Source organism: Mycobacterium sp. (assembly GCF_035633495.1).
GTDB lineage: Bacteria > Actinomycetota > Actinomycetes > Mycobacteriales > Mycobacteriaceae > Mycobacterium.
Genome location: NZ_DASQEU010000149.1, coordinates 62,678 through 79,014 on the forward strand (window position 1 = coordinate 62,678; position 16,337 = coordinate 79,014).

Annotated in this window: 20 protein-coding genes and 1 pseudogene; 14 read left to right on the forward strand and 7 right to left on the reverse strand. The window is 67.9% G+C overall.

Annotation, left to right across the window (positions count from 1 at the left end; translation table 11 throughout):
• Window positions 1–15: 15 nt before the first annotated feature.
• Both VET27_RS22075 and VET27_RS22080 read right to left on the reverse strand, forming a co-directional pair.
• Window positions 16–954 carry a M56 family metallopeptidase gene (locus tag VET27_RS22075; protein ID WP_526521745.1) on the reverse strand — a complete coding sequence of 313 codons (939 nt, stop codon included), beginning with the start codon at window positions 952–954 and terminating at the stop codon, window positions 16–18.
• A gap of 14 nt (window positions 955–968) precedes the next feature.
• Window positions 969–1,385, reverse strand: a complete 417-nt coding sequence (locus VET27_RS22080; protein WP_526521746.1) for a BlaI/MecI/CopY family transcriptional regulator — start codon at window positions 1,383–1,385, stop codon at window positions 969–971.
• A gap of 238 nt (window positions 1,386–1,623) precedes the next feature.
• Between VET27_RS22080 and VET27_RS22085 the strand changes: the two are divergent.
• The 8 genes and pseudogenes from VET27_RS22085 to VET27_RS22120 all read left to right on the forward strand — a co-directional run.
• A pseudogene (locus tag VET27_RS22085) lies at window positions 1,624–1,722 on the forward strand (iron reductase); the annotation flags it as partial.
• A gap of 280 nt (window positions 1,723–2,002) precedes the next feature.
• Window positions 2,003–2,413, forward strand: coding sequence for a PaaI family thioesterase (locus VET27_RS22090; RefSeq protein ID WP_526521747.1), 411 nt, complete (start codon window positions 2,003–2,005; stop codon window positions 2,411–2,413).
• Window positions 2,414–2,473: 60 nt separating this feature from the next.
• The gene (locus tag VET27_RS22095; RefSeq protein ID WP_526521748.1) at window positions 2,474–2,776 is read left to right on the forward strand and encodes an urease subunit gamma; all 303 of its coding nucleotides are present in this window, start codon (window positions 2,474–2,476) and stop codon (window positions 2,774–2,776) included.
• A 9-nt stretch (window positions 2,777–2,785) separates the two neighbouring features.
• A complete protein-coding gene (locus VET27_RS22100) occupies window positions 2,786–3,097 on the forward strand; it encodes an urease subunit beta (protein WP_526521749.1) in 312 nt (103 codons plus the stop codon).
• Window positions 3,097–4,818 carry an urease subunit alpha gene (locus VET27_RS22105; protein WP_526521750.1) on the forward strand — a complete coding sequence of 574 codons (1,722 nt, stop codon included), beginning with the start codon at window positions 3,097–3,099 and terminating at the stop codon, window positions 4,816–4,818. Before VET27_RS22100 ends, VET27_RS22105 begins: the two co-directional genes overlap by 1 nt.
• Window positions 4,818–5,462, forward strand: a complete 645-nt coding sequence (locus VET27_RS22110; RefSeq protein ID WP_526521751.1) for an urease accessory protein UreF — start codon at window positions 4,818–4,820, stop codon at window positions 5,460–5,462. The genes VET27_RS22105 and VET27_RS22110 overlap by 1 nt, the downstream gene beginning before the upstream one ends.
• Window positions 5,463–5,486: 24 nt before the next feature.
• Complete coding sequence (gene ureG, locus VET27_RS22115) at window positions 5,487–6,161, forward strand: urease accessory protein UreG (RefSeq protein ID WP_526521752.1); 675 nt, start codon at window positions 5,487–5,489, stop codon at window positions 6,159–6,161.
• A 14-nt stretch (window positions 6,162–6,175) separates the two neighbouring features.
• Window positions 6,176–6,802 carry an urease accessory protein UreD gene (locus tag VET27_RS22120; protein ID WP_526521753.1) on the forward strand — a complete coding sequence of 209 codons (627 nt, stop codon included), beginning with the start codon at window positions 6,176–6,178 and terminating at the stop codon, window positions 6,800–6,802.
• Window positions 6,803–6,813: 11 nt separating this feature from the next.
• Here the strand turns inward: VET27_RS22120 and ndh are convergent, their stop codons facing one another.
• The 3 genes from ndh to VET27_RS22135 all read right to left on the reverse strand — a co-directional run bounded on the left by ndh (window position 6,814) and on the right by VET27_RS22135 (window position 9,973).
• Complete coding sequence (ndh, locus tag VET27_RS22125; protein ID WP_526521754.1) at window positions 6,814–8,199, reverse strand: type II NADH:quinone oxidoreductase Ndh; 1,386 nt, start codon at window positions 8,197–8,199, stop codon at window positions 6,814–6,816.
• A 97-nt stretch (window positions 8,200–8,296) separates the two neighbouring features.
• A complete protein-coding gene (locus tag VET27_RS22130; protein ID WP_526521755.1) occupies window positions 8,297–9,226 on the reverse strand; it encodes an LLM class F420-dependent oxidoreductase in 930 nt (309 codons plus the stop codon).
• A gap of 75 nt (window positions 9,227–9,301) precedes the next feature.
• Window positions 9,302–9,973 carry an SDR family oxidoreductase gene (locus VET27_RS22135; RefSeq protein WP_526521779.1) on the reverse strand — a complete coding sequence of 224 codons (672 nt, stop codon included), beginning with the start codon at window positions 9,971–9,973 and terminating at the stop codon, window positions 9,302–9,304.
• A gap of 133 nt (window positions 9,974–10,106) precedes the next feature.
• Between VET27_RS22135 and modA the strand changes: the two genes are divergently transcribed.
• The 5 genes from modA (at window position 10,107) to VET27_RS22160 (ending at window position 14,359) form a co-directional block, all read left to right on the forward strand.
• Window positions 10,107–10,892 (forward strand): molybdate ABC transporter substrate-binding protein, encoded by a 786-nt coding sequence (modA, locus tag VET27_RS22140; protein ID WP_526521756.1) that lies wholly within the window; start codon window positions 10,107–10,109, stop codon window positions 10,890–10,892.
• On the forward strand, window positions 10,889–11,692 hold the full coding sequence (locus tag VET27_RS22145; protein ID WP_526521757.1) for an ABC transporter permease: 804 nt from the start codon (window positions 10,889–10,891) through the stop codon (window positions 11,690–11,692). The genes modA and VET27_RS22145 overlap by 4 nt, the downstream gene beginning before the upstream one ends.
• A 3-nt stretch (window positions 11,693–11,695) precedes the next feature.
• Window positions 11,696–12,787 (forward strand): sulfate/molybdate ABC transporter ATP-binding protein, encoded by a 1,092-nt coding sequence (locus VET27_RS22150; RefSeq protein WP_526521758.1) that lies wholly within the window; start codon window positions 11,696–11,698, stop codon window positions 12,785–12,787.
• A gap of 198 nt (window positions 12,788–12,985) precedes the next feature.
• The gene (locus VET27_RS22155; RefSeq protein WP_526521759.1) at window positions 12,986–13,927 is read left to right on the forward strand and encodes an APA family fibronectin-binding glycoprotein; all 942 of its coding nucleotides are present in this window, start codon (window positions 12,986–12,988) and stop codon (window positions 13,925–13,927) included.
• A gap of 129 nt (window positions 13,928–14,056) precedes the next feature.
• Complete coding sequence (locus tag VET27_RS22160; RefSeq protein WP_526521760.1) at window positions 14,057–14,359, forward strand: GlsB/YeaQ/YmgE family stress response membrane protein; 303 nt, start codon at window positions 14,057–14,059, stop codon at window positions 14,357–14,359.
• A gap of 11 nt (window positions 14,360–14,370) precedes the next feature.
• Here the strand turns inward: VET27_RS22160 and VET27_RS22165 are convergent, their stop codons facing one another.
• On the reverse strand, window positions 14,371–14,883 hold the full coding sequence (locus VET27_RS22165; protein WP_526521761.1) for a hypothetical protein: 513 nt from the start codon (window positions 14,881–14,883) through the stop codon (window positions 14,371–14,373).
• A gap of 90 nt (window positions 14,884–14,973) precedes the next feature.
• Here VET27_RS22165 and VET27_RS22170 point away from each other — a divergent pair, with 90 nt between their 5' ends.
• Complete coding sequence (locus VET27_RS22170; RefSeq protein ID WP_526521762.1) at window positions 14,974–15,555, forward strand: CGNR zinc finger domain-containing protein; 582 nt, start codon at window positions 14,974–14,976, stop codon at window positions 15,553–15,555.
• Here VET27_RS22170 and VET27_RS22175 read toward each other — a convergent pair whose 3' ends face one another.
• A complete protein-coding gene (locus VET27_RS22175) occupies window positions 15,556–16,320 on the reverse strand; it encodes a CPBP family intramembrane glutamic endopeptidase (protein WP_526521763.1) in 765 nt (254 codons plus the stop codon).
• Window positions 16,321–16,337 lie beyond the last annotated feature (17 nt).

Below are 16,337 nucleotides of genomic sequence, written 5' to 3' on the forward strand. Positions count from 1 at the left end.
TTCTGAAAGTTGAATCTACGCGGCTATCAGCCGCTGCAACTCGGTGAGCCAGGGCACCGCGAGTGCAAAGGTGGGTACGACGAGGACGGCCGCGGCGGTGACGTACGCCGCTGCCGCGAGGGATACGCTGTTGGGCTTGCCGGCGAGGCGGCGCACGCGCGTGATGGTGTGTGGACCGCCCGCGGCAAGCGCGCCGGACGGTGCCCGACTGGAGGCACAGGCGACCAGCGCCCTGGCGAGGGGAGTGGGGCCAGCCGTCCGCACGGCAGCGTCGTCGGCGAGCAACTCGATGAGTAGTCGCACCGCGTCGAGCGCGTTCGCGCTGCGGACGAAGCGCGGGAAGGCGGCATGGACGGCGGTGAACATCTCGAGCACCAAGTCGTGCCGGGCGCGCAGGTGCGCGTGCTCGTGGCTGAGGATCGCCGCCATCTCGGTGTCCGTCAGCGCGCTCAGCGTGCCCTCGCTGACGACGACCCGGCTGCGCACGCCGGGCAGGCAGTAGGCCAACGGCTGCGCCACGTCCAAGATGCGAAGTCCGTGGGATCGCCGCAACGACGGGTCGTGCGACCTGCCGAGGAGGTCGACGAGCATGCGGTGATGGGCCCGCCGCCTGCGGGTGGCGATCGCCACCTGAACAAAGGAACCCACGAGGCGAACACCGACCAGCAGCGTGAGCGCGAAGACGACGACGTACAGGAGCCACAACGGCCAGCCGAGGACCTCGATCTCACTGGTGACGGTCGCGGTCGGTCGACCGTCCAGGCCCGGCACGAAGAGTCTGCTGGCGATGGCGATGCCTGCACTGAACGCGGAGAGCACGGCGGCCAGCGCGATCGACTGCCACAGCACGACCGCCGCTCGCGGCGCGCGCAACGTCCACGTGGCCCGCGCCAACAACGCAGGCACTGGCCCAATGAGGAGAAGCGCGACTATGGAGAAGGCCAGCGCGGACACACTGTAAGTGTCCCTCAGGCGGTGCCCGAATTGCCACCGGACGAGGCAGAACTCTCCTTGGCCTCCAACTCGGCCAGTGCGCGCCGCAGCGCAGCCGCCTCGTCCGCACCCACCCGTTCGACGAAGTGGACGAGCGCGGCCTCTCGACTGCCGAAGTCCGAGGCCTGGTCGAGAGCGTCGACCATGAGGCCGGCGACGAGGACGTCGCGGCCGTGGGTCGGTGCGTAGCGGTGTGCCCGGTCGTCGCGGTGCTGCACGACGAGATTCTTCTTGGCCAGGCGTTGCAGCACCGTCATGACCGTCGTATAGGCGAGGTCTCGCCGCGCCGCCAGTGCTTCGTGCACCTGGCGGACGGTCTGGGGCTCGTGCGATGACCACAGGTGGTCCATCACTTCGCGTTCGAGTTCCCCGAGTCGCGTCTGCTTGGGCATGTTTGGTTCACTCTCCTGAGCAATGGATTCAGGGTACTACGGGCTTACTACCGTGCGTCGTATCAGTTTCCCGGCGCGAGGGATGCGAGCCCGTGAAGGGTCAACTCGCGGGCGTTCTCGTTGCTTCCTGACCAGCCGACCGTCCGTGTCGGATACCCGCTGTGAGTCGAGTCACAAGGCGTTTTCCTCTCCGCGGCTCTCACTATAGTAAGGCTAACCTAACAAGGAGGTCTTGCTCATGTGGGTCGCCGTCGACGACCCACTGATCGCACGCATGTCGATCACCCGGACCCTGCCGCTACATCAGTCCAGCCGTCGCCTGCGGGAGCTGTACCCCTCTGCTTGCCTGATCCAGTGAGCTGACGAGCATGCGTCGCGCCCAGGCCGTGCTGGACGCGTTGGTCGGTTTCGGTGCACCAGTTCGCGGCAGCGATCGGACCTTCAAGGGCAAGGGGAACTCAACTCCACCGAACCACCGGACCGCCGCGGAATCCTGAGGGCTGCAGAGATCCCCGGTCCACTCGAGGGCGGGCCCCGCGCACGAATCGTGTGCGCCGCCCGCCCGTTTTCGAGGGGTGTTGCGCCGGAGCAGTTCCGGGGCGTGTAGACACTTCGATGTGACGACTTGGATGCCCAGCGGCGTAGGCGGCGGATTCGACGACGAGATCGGCCTCACCTACCTAGAGGTGACACCCGACGGCGCGAAGGCGCAGCTGACCGTCACCGACAGGCACCTCCAGCCGCACGGCATCGTGCACGGCGGCGTCTACTGCGCGATCGTGGAGAGCGTGGCCAGTGTCTCGGCGGCGACGTGGCTGCAGGCCAAGGGCAGCGGAAGCAACGTCGTCGGGGTCAACAACAACACCGACTTCCTGCGTGCCATCACCGCGGGCATGGTCACCGCGGTGTCCACCCCCATCCATCGCGGTCGACGCCAGCAGATCTGGCTCATCGAGATCACCGACACGAACGACAAGATGGTCGCCCGCGGCCAGGTTCGGCTGCAGAACCTGCCGAACGAGGGCTGAACGCAGGCGCCTTCACGCGTGCGCTGCTGACTGTCGCCTGCCGTGGCAGGATCGCGACCTATGCGCTTGTCACCGCACGAGCAGGACCGCCTGCTCATCTCGTACGCGGCCGAACTCGCCCGGCGCCGACAGGCGCGCGGCCTGCGGCTGAATCATCCCGAGACGGTCGCGGTGATCACCGACCATCTTCTCGAAGGAGCCCGCGACGGCCGCACCGTCGCCGAGCTGATGAACAGTGGGCGCGAGGTGCTCAGCCGTGACGACGTCATGGACGGCGTGCCCGAGATGCTCTACGACGTTCAGGTGGAGGCTACGTTCCCCGACGGCACCAAGCTCGTCACCGTCCATCACCCGATTCCCTGAGGCATGTCGATGATTCCCGGAGAGATCGTCTACGGCGACGGTGACATCACCCTCAACGAAGGCGCCGAAAGACTCGAGCTCGACGTCGTGAACACCGGCGATCGGCCCGTACAGGTCGGCAGCCACGTGCACCTGCCGCAGGCCAACGCGGCGCTGGAGTTCGACCGCGCGGCGGCCCACGGTCACCGACTCGACATCCCCGCCGGGACCGCGGTGCGTTTCGAACCCGGTATCGGCCAGCATGTTTCGCTCGTTCCGCTGAGCGGCACCCGCGAGGTCTACGGGCTGTCGTTGAACCCTCCAGGAAAGTTGGACGACTAGTGAGCGAGCTGTCCCGGTCGCGTTACGCCGCTCTCTTCGGCCCCACTACCGGCGATCGGATCCGACTCGCCGACACCGACCTGTTCATCGAGATCACCGATGACCGCAGCGGCGGCCCCGGACGGGCGGGCGACGAAGCGGTCTTCGGCGGCGGCAAGGTGCTCCGCGAGTCCATGGGCCAATCGCGGGCTACCCGAGCCGACGGCGCGCCCGACACCGTCATCACCGGCGTGGTGATCGTCGACCACTGGGGAATCATCAAGGCCGACGTCGGCATTCGCGACGGCCGCATCACCGCCATCGGCAAGGCGGGCAACCCGGACATCATGTCCGGCGTCCATCCCGATCTGGTGGTGGGACCCTCGACGGAGGTCATCGCGGGAAACGGGCGCATCCTCACCGCAGGCGCGATCGACTGCCACGTGCACCTGATCTGCCCGCAGATCATGGAGGAGGCACTCGGCGGCGGCATCACCACGATCGTCGCGGGTGGCACCGGTCCTGCGGAGGGCAGCAAGGCCACCACCGTCACGCCGGGTGCCTGGCACCTGGCGCGCATGCTCGAAGCGCTCGACCACTGGCCGCTGAACGTCCTGCTCCTCGGCAAGGGGAACACCGTCAGCGCCGAGTCGATGTGGGAGCAATTGCGTTCTGGCGCAGCGGGATTCAAGCTGCACGAGGACTGGGGCACGACCCCTGCCGCCATCGACGCATGCCTGACCGTCGCCGATGTGGCCGGGGTTCAGGTCAACCTGCACTCCGACACGCTCAACGAGGCGGGCTTCGTCGAGGACACAATGGCCGCCATCAACGGCCGCGCCATTCACGCCTATCACACCGAGGGCGCGGGCGGTGGGCACGCGCCGGACATCATCACGGTGGTGTCGCAGCCCAACGTGCTGCCCAGTTCGACCAACCCCACGCGTCCGCACACCGTCAACACCCTCGACGAGCATCTCGACATGCTGATGGTGTGCCACCACCTGAACCCAAGCGTCCCAGAGGATCTGGCGTTCGCCGAGAGCCGGATCCGGCCGTCGACGATCGCGGCGGAGGATCTGCTCCACGACATCGGCGCGATCTCGATGATCGGCAGCGACGCGCAGGCGATGGGTCGCATCGGCGAGGTGGTGCTGCGCACCTGGCAGACGGCGCACGTGATGAAGAAGCGCCGCGGCGCGCTGGAGGGTGACGGGGCGGCGGACAACGACCGGATTCGCCGGTACGTCGCGAAGTACACGATCTGCCCGGCGATCGCCCACGGCATCGACCACGAGATCGGTTCCGTCGAGGTCGGCAAGCTCGCCGACCTGGTGCTGTGGGAGCCGGCGTTCTTCGGCGTGCGTCCGCACGCGGTGATCAAGGGCGGCATGATCGCCTGGGCCGCGATGGGTGACGCGAACGCCTCGATCCCGACACCGCAACCGGTCCTGCCGCGGCCGATGTTCGGCGCCGCGCCGGCGGCGGCAGCAGCGACGTCGGTGCACTTCGTCGCGCCTCAGGCCATCGAGGACCACCTCGCCGACCGGCTGGCCGTCAACCGTCGACTCGTCGCCGTCGGCGACGTCCGAAGGGTGGGCAAGGCCGACATGCCGCTCAACGACGCGCTCCCGCGCATCGAGGTCGACCCCGACACCTTCACCGTGACCATCGACGGCGACGTGTGGGCAGAGCAACCTGCCACCGAACTGCCGATGGCCCAGAGATACTTCCTGTTCTGATGCCGGGCCTCGCGGACCTCTCCATGCTGCTCGCCCTCTCCGACTCCCGGCTGCCGACCGGCGGTCACGTCCACTCCGGAGGCGTCGAGGAGGCCGTCACCAGTGGTCTCGTGATGGACCTGCCGACACTGAGGGCATACCTGCGCCGTCGCATCCGCACCAGCGGTCTGGTCACGGCGTCGGTGGCGGCCGCCGTCCACGCGGGCACATTGAGCCTCGCCGACGCCGACCGCGAAACCGATTCGCGGACACCGGCTCCCGCGGCCCGCAGCGCCTCACGGGCTCAGGGGAGAGGTCTCGTCCGACTGGCTCGCAAGGTGTGGCCGGAACGGGACTGGGACGCCGTCGGCGTCAAACCGCACCTCGGCGTCGCGTCGGGCGCGGTCGGCGCGGCCAGTGGCCTGATGCCTGAACAGACGGCCATCTCGGTGGTGTACACGACGATGACGGGGTCGGCCACCGCCGCTCAACGCCTGCTGGCGCTGGACCCCGGTGACGTCGCGGCGCTGACCTTGGAGCTGTCGGCACTGTGCGACCAGACCGCCGCTGAGGCCGCCAAGGAGCTCGCCGACCTGTCCGATCCGCTGCTCGACGTGCTGGCTCAACGCCACGTCGACCGCGACCGTCCCCTCTTCGTCTCGTGAAGCCTCTCCAGAAAGGGTGCATCCATGCCACCACATCTGCTCGACGGTGAGCCCCAGAACCATCTCGAACGTCCGCGCCGCGTCCGCCATGCGGGCGAGCCGCTGCGCATCGGCATCGGTGGGCCGGTGGGCTCCGGCAAGACCGCGCTGGTGGCCGCACTGTGCCGACAGTTGCGCGACGAGTTGTCGCTCGCGGTGCTGACCAACGACATCTACACCACCGAGGACGCGGACTTCCTGCGCCGCAACGCCGTCCTGCCCGACGAGCGCATCGCCGCCGTTCAGACCGGTGGCTGCCCGCACACCGCCATCCGTGACGACATCACCGCCAACCTCGACGCGATCGACGACCTGATCGCCGGCAACGACACGCTCGACCTGATCCTGGTCGAGTCGGGTGGCGACAATCTCACGGCGACCTTCTCCTCGGGCCTGGTCGACGTGCAGATCTTCGTCATCGACGTGGCGGGCGGCGACAAGGTGCCTCGCAAGGGTGGTCCGGGGGTGACGTTCTCGGACCTCCTGGTGGTCAACAAGACCGACCTCGCGCCCATGGTCGGCGCCGACCTCGACGTGATGCGCCGTGACGCCGCGGCGGTACGGAACGACCGCCCGACCGCACTGATCTCGCTGACTGACGATCCCACGGCGGAGCCGGTACTGGCCTGGGTGCACGAACAGCTTCGCGTCCCGGTGTAAGGGCTCGATCCGCAATGCTCTCCGACGTCCTGATCATCGCGTCGCCCGACCGCGCACCGCGCCTCGAGTGCGCAGGCGGGGTCGCAGCCCGCCGCACCGACACCCACACGGTGCACCTCGTCTCGGCCGCCGCGACGCCGCTGGGCGGGGACACCATCAGGGTGCGCGTGGTCGTCGAACCGGGCGCCGTCCTGCGCGTCCGCAGCACCGCCGCGACGATGGCCATGCCCGGAACGGTCACCATGGAGTCCCGGGCCAGCTGGGACCTGGAGGTGCAGGGAGTGCTCGACCTCGACCCCCAGCCGACCATCGTCGCCGGGAGGGCGAGACACGTGACGTCGACCCGGCTGAGCGTCGGCGACGCGGGCAGCGTGCGGTTACGCGAACGCGTTCAGATCGGCAGAACGGGCGAGCGCCAAGGCTTCTGGTCGGGCTCAGTGCACGCCGACGTAGATGGCGCACCGCTGTTGCGGCATCGCGTCGAACTCGGCGCCGGGTCGGTCACCGACGACGAACTCGGCACCCCGCTGGCGTGTGTCAGCGAATTGCGTTATCCGGAAACGACATTCGACGCCTTGGGCACGATGCTGGAGTTGGCGGCAGGCGGTTGCCTGGCCACCTGGCAGGGCGAACGGCTCTAGCGACCACCGGCCTAACTGGCCGCCTTCTCGGTTTCCCGCACCGAGGCCGCGATGTCCTCGAGTTGCTCGATGCGCGTTCTCGCGTAGGCCTGCTGCTCGGTGATGACGAGCTGACCGCGGCTGCGGCTGAGGAACGTCACCGTCCACGACAGCAGGGTGGCGACCTTCGTCTTGAATCCGACCAGGTAGATCAGGTGCAGGCCCAGCCACGCCAGCCAGGCGAAGAAGCCACTGAACTCGAACTTGCCGACCTGAGCCACCGCGTTCCACTTCGACACCGTGGCCATCGAGCCCTTGTCGAAGTACTTGAACGGCTCGCGGGGTTTGGGGATGGTGCCGTGCTTGCTGGCCGCGACCTCGTTCTGGATGATCTTGGCCACGTACTTGGCGCCCTGGATGGCGCCCTGCGCCATGCCTGGCACGCCCTCGACGAAGGCCATGTCGCCGACGACGAAGACGTTGGGGTGACCTGGAATCGACAGGTCGGGGAGCACCTTCACGCGGCCGGCCCGGTCGATCTCGGTGTCGGACTGATTTACCAGGTCACGGCCGAGCGGGCTGGCTGACACACCGGCCGACCACACCTTGCAGGCCGATTCGATGCGGCGGATGGTGCCGTCGGCGTCCTTGACCGTGATGCCGTTGCGGTCCACGTCGGTCACCATGGCGTTGAGCTGGATCTCGACGCCCATCTTCTCCAGCCGCGCCTGGGCCTTGAGCCCCAACTTCTTGCCCATCGGCGGCAGCACGGCGGGTGCGGCGTCGAGCAGGATGACGTGCGCCTCGGTCGGGTCGATGTGCCTGAAGCTGCCCTTGAGCGTCTGGTCGGCCAACTCCTGGATCTGACCGGCCATCTCGACACCCGTCGGGCCCGCGCCCACGACGACGAAGGTCAGCAGCTTCTTGCGGCGCACCGGGTCACTGGAGCGCTCCGCCTGTTCGAAGGCGCCGAGGATGCGGCCACGCAGCTCGAGCGCGTCGTCGATCGACTTCATGCCGGGGGCGAACTCGGCGAAGTGATCGTTGCCGAAATAGGACTGTCCCGCGCCCGCGGCGATGATCAGGCTGTCGAAGGGCGTCTTGTAGTCGTGCCCGAGCAGCTCCGAGGTGACGGTCTTGTTCGCGAGGTCGACATGGGTGACGTCACCGAGCAACACCTGGGCGTTTTCCTGCTTGCGCAGGATCAGCCGCGTCGGCGGAGCGATTTCGCCCTCCGAGATGATGCCGGTGGCCACCTGATACAGCAGAGGCTGAAACAGGTGGTGCGTCGTGCGGGCAATCAGCTTGATGTCGACATCGGTCCTCTTCAGCTTCTGGGCAGCGTTCAGACCGCCGAACCCGGAACCGATGATGACGACCTTATGCCGAGCCGATGCCGTAGCTCCGGGGTGGCTCATTGCTGCTCCTCGCGTGCGAAAACCTACTCAGTACGACCCATAGGTTAGTCGGAGGCGTTCCCCGTAGCGCGGTGAGATAACCCACCGCACCGTATGTTTACCCTTCGAGCATCGGCTTGAGCTTCTCCGCGACTGCCGTAGCGCCGCCCGGCTGGTAGCCGTTGAAGCTCGTCACCGGACTGATGATGACGCCGTCCACCCCGGCGTCGAGGACCTTGGTCTTGATCTGGTCGGCGACCTGTTCGGGGCTCCCGAACACCGCTTGCTGCCTGAAGTCCTCGGGGATGACGTCCGGTGTGACGTTCTCGTCGATGATCGCGACGACGAGCATGCTGGTCTCGAGCGTCGCTGGATCGCGGTCGATCTTCTCGCAGTTCTCCTTGACCACCTGGAGCTTCCGCGGCAGCTCGTCGAAGCCGGCGATGATATTGAGGTGGTCGAAGTGCTTGGCGGCCAACGGAATCGTCTTCTTCTCACCGCTGCCTCCGATCATCAGCGGAATGTGGTCGCGGAAGCGCGGTTCTGCCATGGCCTCCTTGGTGCGGTAGTACTTTCCGGAGAACGTCGGCCGCTCACCGGCCAACATCGGCAGGATGATCTGCAGGGACTCGCCGAGCCTGTTGAAGCGGTCGGTGAAGGTGCCGAAGTCGTAGCCGAGTGAGTCGTGTTCCAACTCGAACCAGCCCGTGCCGATACCCAGGATGGCGCGGCCCTGACTGATCACGTCCAGCGTGGTGATGGCCTTGGCGAGAAGCGTCGGATTGCGGTACGTGTTGCCGGTGACGAGCGTGCCGAGTTGAACGCTCTCGGTCGCCGACGCGAGGGCCCCCAGAGCGGTGTAGGCCTCGAGCATCGGCTGGTCCGGGCTACCGAGCCCCGGCAGTTGGTAGAAGTGGTCCATCACGAAGACCGAGTCGAAGCCGGCGGCCTCGGCCTCGCGTGCCTGCGCGATCACGGTGGGGAAGAGTGCCTCGACCCCGGTGCCGTAGGAGAAGTTGGGGATCTGAAGTCCGAGTCGAATCGTCACTCACACGACCCTAGCGACGACTAAACGGAACTGATATCCCGTTTCACTGTCCGCGAAGCGGGAATAACTCGGGACTCAGGCGAAGCTTGCCAGCGCGCCGTGAGAGACGTGCAGCGTCTGGCCGGTGATGTGCCGTGCGGCGGGCGTGGTCAGGAATAGAGCCAGCCGGGTGATCTCGGCGGCCACCGACGGTGACGTCCGTGCGATGCCGTCATAACCCGGCTCGGCCCCACGGCCCGACGCCACGGCATTGAGCGTGATGCCGCGGATCCCGAAGTGAGTGGCTTGTCCCGCAGTCCAATTCGACAGCGCGGCCTTGATGGCGGCTTCGGCGCTGCCCTCGCCGGCGTTGTCGCCGACGACGTTGACGATCGAGCCGCCCGAGCGGAGGTGATCGCCGAGGATCTGAACCGTCAGAACGGCGGACAGCACGGTGGCGTCCAGCGCCGTGCGCCAGGCCGCGGCGCGCTCGGCCAGCGTGTAGGTGCGGGGATCTCCACCGTCCCCACGGTGCGCGGGCACGTTGACGATGGTGTCGAGATGGTGGGGGAACTGGGCGCGGGCCTCTTCGAGGCTGGCCGGGTCGGTGTTGTCGAAGACGATAGAGTCGACGTCGAGTTCCTTCGCGGCCACCTCGAGGTCGTCGCGGCGCGCGCCTGCGATCACGACCTTGTGCCCCGCGTCGCGGAACCCCTCCGCGATGATGCGTCCCAGTTCGGTGTCACCACCGGTGAGCAGCACATCCATCATCACGACCTCCTCGTGTTCGACGCTGAACCCAGCGAGTCGCCGTCCACGTTACTGGACAGTAGCTAGCTGACGAATCGCGCCACGCGGAGAACCACGGACAGTCAGGTTTGGGTCACTTAGGGTTTGGACCGTGACCAGAACCCACCGCGTCGTTTCGGCCCTCTCGGTGCTGCTTCTCGTCGCGCTGACCGGCTGCGGGTCGGGCTCTCAAGGCACGACCAGTGGCGGCGGAGCCCCGACCCGCGGCTCGCTCACCGTCTACGCGGCCGCCTCGTTGAAGAAGACGTTCACCGAGATCGGCGAGCAGTTCAAGACCGACAACCCTGGATGGTCCGTCGACTTCACCTTCGCTGGTTCGTCGGACCTGGTCACCCAGTTGACGCAGGGCGCCACGGCTGACGTGTTCGCCTCGGCCGACACCAAGAACATGGACAAGGCCGCGACGGCCGGTCTGCTGTCGGGAGATCCGGTGAACTTCGCGTCCAACACCCTGGTCATCGTGACCGCGCCGGGCAATCCGAAGAAGGTGGCGTCGTTCGCCGACCTCGCCAAGCCGGACCTGTCCGTGGTCGTGTGCGCACCGCAGGTGCCGTGCGGCTCGGCGACCGAGAAAGTGCGGCGGGCGACCAAAGTGACACTGGATCCCGTCAGCGAGGAGTCCTCGGTGACCGACGTGCTGACCAAGGTGACCAGCGGCCAGGCCGACGCGGGAGTCGTCTACGTCACCGACGCGCTCGGGGCGGGGGACAAGGTGACCGAGGTCGACTTCGCGGAGTCCTCGGCGGCCGTCAACACCTACCCGATCGCCGTGCTGAAGAGTGCGGCCGACACAGCGGCGGCCGAGAAGTTCGTCGACCTGGTGACGAGCAACGCGGGCCAGAAGATCCTCCTCCAGGCGGGTTTCGCCAAGCCTTGAGGAGTTCGGGCGGTCTGCCGCGCTGGATCTACGTCCCCGCCGCCATCGGCGCGATCTTCGTCGCGCTCCCGCTGGTCGCGGTGGCGGCGCGGGTCGACTGGCCGCAGTTCTGGTCGTTGATCACCAGCAGCTCCTCGTTGACGGCGCTCGAGCTCAGCTTCAAGACCGCTGCCGCGAGCACGACGCTGTGCATCGTGCTCGGCGTCCCGATGGCAATGGTGTTGGCGCGCAGCGATTCCCGCATGGTGCGCTGGGCCAGGCCGCTGATCCTGCTGCCACTGGTGCTGCCGCCGGTGGTGGGTGGCATCGCGCTGCTCTACGCCTTCGGACGCCTCGGCCTCCTCGGTAGGTACCTCGACGCGGCGGGCATTCAGATCGCGTTCACCACGACCGCGGTGGTGCTCGCGCAGACCTTCGTCTCGTTGCCCTTCCTCGTCATCGCCCTAGAGGGCGCTGCTCGCACCGTCGGGGCAGACTACGAGGTGGTGGCCGCTACCCTTGGGGCACGGCCGACCGCGGTGTGGTGGCGCGTGACGTTGCCGCTGTTGGCTCCCGGGCTGGCGTCCGGTGCGGTGCTCGCCTTCGCGCGATCGCTCGGCGAGTTCGGCGCGACCCTGACGTTCGCCGGGTCGAGAGAAGGTGTGACTCGCACCCTTCCGCTGGAGATCTACCTGCAACGGGAGGTCGACGCGGACGCGGCGGTGGCGTTGTCGGTCCTGCTCGTCGCGGTCGCCGCCGTCGTCGTCGTCGGACTTGGTAGCAGCAGGATCAAGGCGGGTGGAGCGAGTGGCTGGCAGTAGACCGTGAGTGGCGTCGAGGTGAGGGCGGTCGTCGAGAGTCGACGCGTCGACGTCGAACTTGAGGTGGCGCCCGGCGAGGTGCTGGCGATCCTGGGCCCCAACGGCGCGGGCAAGTCAACCGTCCTGCACGTCATCGCCGGCCTGGTCGCACCCGACCTGGGATCGGTGCGCGTCGGCGACCGGATGCTGACCGACGCCTCCACCGGAACAAGGGTCGGAACGTACGACCGCCGCATCGGACTGCTGATGCAGGACCCCCTACTGTTTCCGCATCTGTCCGTGGCGGCCAACGTGGCATTCGGCGCCCGCAGCGGAAAACGGTTGGTGCGCAAGGCTTCCCGAGTCGCCGTCGGACACTGGCTCGCCGAGGTCGGGGCGGCGGACCTGGCAGACCGCAAGCCACGCCAACTGTCGGGTGGGCAGGCCCAGCGCGTCGCGTTGGCACGCGCCCTGGCCGCCGACCCCGACGTCCTGCTGCTGGACGAACCCCTGGCCGGACTCGACGTAGGCGCCGCCGCGGCGATGCGCGCGGTGTTGCGTCGCGTCCTGGTCCGCGACGGCCGGTCGTCGGTACTCGTCACCCACGACCTGCTCGACGTCGTGACCCTCGCCGACCGCGTCATCGTCCTGGAGTCGGGCCGCATCGTGGAATCCGGCCGGACCGCCAACGTCCTGGCTGCTCCACGCAGCAGCTTCGGGGCACGATTCGCGGGGATCAACCTGGTGAGCGGCCGGGCCGGGCCGGGCACCACGCTGGTGACCGACTGGCAGCAGGTCTGGCACGGCGGTTTCGATGACGCCGCCGGCGGCGTCCGGCGAGGCGATCCCGTCGCCGCCACCTTCCACCCCTCGGCCGTGGCGGTGTACCGCGACAAACCACACGGAAGCCCACGCAACACCGTCGAGGTCGTCATCGCCGAACTCGACAGCCGGGGCCCGGCCATCAGAGTCCGGGCCGACCAACAGCCCGACGGGTCGCCGGGGTTGTCCGCCGACATCACCGCCGAGTCTGCGGCAGACCTGCGACTCGGCCCCGGGGAACGCGTCTACTTCACGGTCAAGTCCCAAGAAGTGTCGATTCACCCCGCCCGGTAACGGCCGTGGCGGCCAGCACGATCAACAAAGCAATATCCGCCCGCGCACCGCGCGGGCACCTCGTCGTGTCCGCTTACCGCCAGCAATTGGCGAACTATGCTCCCGCCACCAATTTCGGCCTTACAGCAACTTCCAAGTTTGACACTCTAAGAGCAACTCACACTTGCGTCACGGCTGTAACACGGTAGTTTCTTCCCCATGCAGCACCCTCCACGACGCAGGAGCATCCCCAAGGCGTTGGCCACGGCCGCCGTCGCGGGCCTCACCGCGGTGACCCTTGCTCTTCCAGGCCCCGTCGCCTACGCAGATCCCGTTCCGCCGCCACCTGCGCCCGCACCCGCACCCGCACCCGCGCCACCCGCGCCCGCGCCGGCCCCGGCCCCGGTCGACCCCAACGCGCCCCCGCCGCCTCCCGCCGATCCGAACGCGCCGCCGCCGCCTCCCGCCGATCCGAACGCGCCGCCCGCGCCGCCCCCGGAACCGGGCCGCGTCGACAACGCGGCAGGCGGGTTCAGTTACGTGGTCCCGGCCGGCTGGAAGCTGTCGGACAACACCCAGCTGTCCTACGGCCAGGCGCTGCTGACGAAGATCCCCGAGGCCGGCGCGGAGGCCCCGTCCGACACCAGCGTGTTGCTCGGCCGCCTCGACCTCAAGCTGTTCGCGGGCGCCGAGACGGACAACTCGAAGGCCGCCACCCGACTGGCCTCCGACATGGGCGAGTTCTTCATGCCGTTCGCGGGCACCCGCCAGGGCCAGGAAGCCGGTCCACTCGACGCGGCCGGAATGCCCGGCGCGTTCTCCTCCTACGAGGTCAAGTTCACCGACGCGGCCAAGCCCACGGGGCAGATCTGGGCAGGCGTCGTCGGTCAGGCGCCCGACCCGGGAACGCCGCGCGGTCAGCGGACCCCTCAGCGTTGGTTCGTCGTGTGGCTGGGCTCGGCGAACCATCCCGTCGACAAGGTTGCCGCGGCCACGCTCGCGCAGTCGATCCGGCCGTTCACGCCGCCGCCACCTCCGCCGCCACCCGCGCCGGACCCGAACGCACCGCCCCCGGATCCCAACGCGCCGGCACCACGGCCCGGCGTCGGTGTCCCGGTACCGGTGACGGACGCTCCGCCGGAGATGCTGCCACCCGCCTGATACCCGGGACGCTCGCAATCGACTGACGAACGTGCACCTTTCGGGTGCCCAATCGTTACCCTTCGCGGGTACACCTGAACACGAACCAGCGGGTGCGCTGGTTCGGCCGGCGACAGGCAGGAGTTCGTCATGAACATGATTGCGGCAACGGAGTTTCTGGCGGCACGATCCAGCACCCTCACCAGCGTGGGGTGGATCGGCTACATCATCATCGGAGCGCTCGCGGGCTGGATCGCGGGCAAGATCGTCAAGGGCGGCGGCTCGGGGATCCTGATGAACATCGTCATCGGGATCGTGGGCGCGCTCATCGGCGGCTTCCTGTTGAGCTTCTTCCTCGACACCGCGGGGGGCGGCTGGTGGTTCACGCTGTTCACGGCGATTCTCGGATCGGTGATCCTGTTGGCGATCGTCGGTGCGGTGCGTAAGAGGTAGCGCCGCGGCGACTACATCGCCGCCAACACGCCGCGCATTGCGGCGGCGAGCGTGCCGTGGCCGGCGCGGTAGACCGGGCCGCGGCCGTCGCTGAGCAGGATGCGCAGTCGCGCCATCCCGCGGGCCCGGACGGGTAGCGGCCCCGCCAGACGTCCCAGCACGTCCTCGACGACCTCGGCGGACTGCCGGACGGCGTCGGCGCGGATGGGCACCCGCATCGTGGCACGCCCTTCGTGTGGCATACGACCCGCGTCCTGCAACAAGTGCGTGAGCGCTTCTGCCATGTCCTCGCGCTCGCGACGCGAGGCCAACCGCGAGTAGTGCGCAGCCAGGGGAGTTCCCGCTGCGATCGCGACGCCGTTCTCGATCTGCTGGTCGTAGCGTGCGGCGAACAGCCGTGCCCACATACGTCCTGAGAATGGCACGTCGGCCAGCCGGATTGGGTGGATCTTCCGTCTCGACGCGCTGGCCGCCGCTGCGCTCGTGACATAGCCCGGGATGCCGTTTCGTGGTGTCATCGTCATCGCTCTCATTCGTGACCTACGTCGAGGCTAGACCGGTCACGAATGACTAGTCAAGACTCAATACCGGTCACGGTGGCATACCATGGGCGGATGACGTCAACACCGTGGCTCGGCGACGTCGAAGCCAAACCGGCGCCGGGTCCCTTGCGGGTCATCCAGGCGTTCATCAACACGATCGACCTGGAATCCGGCCAGGATCGGTTGGCCGGCGTCGACGACGCCCGCCCGTGGCTCGTCGACAACGGCCTGCTGCGAGCTGGGGCCACCCCGAGTCAGGATGACCTTCGCCTCGTCGCAGACGTGAGGGAGGGTCTGCGTGCCCTGGTGATGCACAACTCGGGCGGAACTACACCCGATCCGACGGTCACTGCGCCGTTGCGCGCGGTCGCCGCGTCCAGCGCGATCCGAGCCGACCTCGACGACAGCGGCCGGATATCCCTCGCCGCCGAAGGTGACTCGGTGCGCGCACGACTGCTGTCGCTCCTGCTGGTCGTCAAGGATGCCCAACTCGACGGCACCTGGACTCACATGAAGGCCTGCGCGAACGACGCCTGCCGCTGGGCGTTCTACGACCGCTCACGCAACCACGGCGGGACGTGGTGCGACATGGCGACGTGTGGCAACAAGTTGAAGAACCGCGAGTTCCGGGCCAGGCGCCGTCCGCCGGGGTAGCTAGGTCGAGAGGTGCCAGACCACCGCTGCTGCGAGCGCGCCCAGGCCGTTCAGCGACCAGTGCAGCGCAATGGGGGCGATCAGGCTGCCGCTGCGCCTGCGCAGCCAGGTGAACACGAATCCTGCCGCTCCCGTGGCGATCACGGCCATCACCACACCCGCGGTCATGCCGAGGACGCCCGCGCCGAACAGATCAGTGAATCCGACGTTGCTACTGGTCAGACCGAACGACGTCGCGATGTGCCACATGCCGAACAGCAGTGAGCCCGCCGCAGCGACACCGCGGAATCCCCAGGCCCGGTCGAGCGCACCGTGCAGGACCCCGCGAAAGGCGAGCTCCTCGGGGATGACCGTCTGCAGCGGGATGATGATCATTGACGCGAGTAGCGCACCGGAGATCGTGGCGTAGTGGTCGTTCATGAACATCGGCCGCGTCCACGGCAGCAGCGCACCTGCGACGATGACCGTCCCGACCAGCGCGACGGCTCCGAGCGCATACCACGCCCCGGAGCGCCATTGGTCGCGACCGAGTCCCAGCTCGTTCCAGCCCAGACCGCGGGACCGCACCAGGAGCACTAGGCCGATCGCCGCCGCAGGTACCACGACGATGTTCGCCAGCGGGGTGGTGAAGTGTGCGAGGAGGTTCGTCAGGGCCAGGACCACGACCACGACGCCAATGTCGACGTAGACGCGCAAGTGATGCAGAGCCGACAGCTGACCGATCAGCGGATGAGGTGGCGCTTCGGCCGCGGCGAGGTCAGACATAACTGTATGAGCATACG

Excerpts from the sequence above, each read along its gene's own strand:
- VET27_RS22170 (WP_526521762.1), top strand. The coding sequence starts at position 14,974 with ATGACGTCAACACCGTGGCTCGGCGACGTCGAAGCCAAACCGGCGCCG.
- VET27_RS22160 (WP_526521760.1), top strand. The coding sequence starts at position 14,057 with ATGAACATGATTGCGGCAACGGAGTTTCTGGCGGCACGATCCAGCACC.
- VET27_RS22120 (WP_526521753.1), top strand. The coding sequence starts at position 6,176 with ATGCTCTCCGACGTCCTGATCATCGCGTCGCCCGACCGCGCACCGCGC.
- ureG (WP_526521752.1), top strand. The coding sequence starts at position 5,487 with ATGCCACCACATCTGCTCGACGGTGAGCCCCAGAACCATCTCGAACGT.
- VET27_RS22110 (WP_526521751.1), top strand. The coding sequence starts at position 4,818 with ATGCCGGGCCTCGCGGACCTCTCCATGCTGCTCGCCCTCTCCGACTCC.
- ndh (WP_526521754.1), bottom strand. The coding sequence starts at position 8,199 with ATGAGCCACCCCGGAGCTACGGCATCGGCTCGGCATAAGGTCGTCATC.
- VET27_RS22100 (WP_526521749.1), top strand. The coding sequence starts at position 2,786 with ATGATTCCCGGAGAGATCGTCTACGGCGACGGTGACATCACCCTCAAC.
- VET27_RS22095 (WP_526521748.1), top strand. The coding sequence starts at position 2,474 with ATGCGCTTGTCACCGCACGAGCAGGACCGCCTGCTCATCTCGTACGCG.
- VET27_RS22135 (WP_526521779.1), bottom strand. The coding sequence starts at position 9,973 with ATGGATGTGCTGCTCACCGGTGGTGACACCGAACTGGGACGCATCATC.
- VET27_RS22080 (WP_526521746.1), bottom strand. The coding sequence starts at position 1,385 with ATGCCCAAGCAGACGCGACTCGGGGAACTCGAACGCGAAGTGATGGAC.
- VET27_RS22155 (WP_526521759.1), top strand. The coding sequence starts at position 12,986 with ATGCAGCACCCTCCACGACGCAGGAGCATCCCCAAGGCGTTGGCCACG.
- VET27_RS22165 (WP_526521761.1), bottom strand. The coding sequence starts at position 14,883 with ATGACGATGACACCACGAAACGGCATCCCGGGCTATGTCACGAGCGCA.
- VET27_RS22175 (WP_526521763.1), bottom strand. The coding sequence starts at position 16,320 with ATGTCTGACCTCGCCGCGGCCGAAGCGCCACCTCATCCGCTGATCGGT.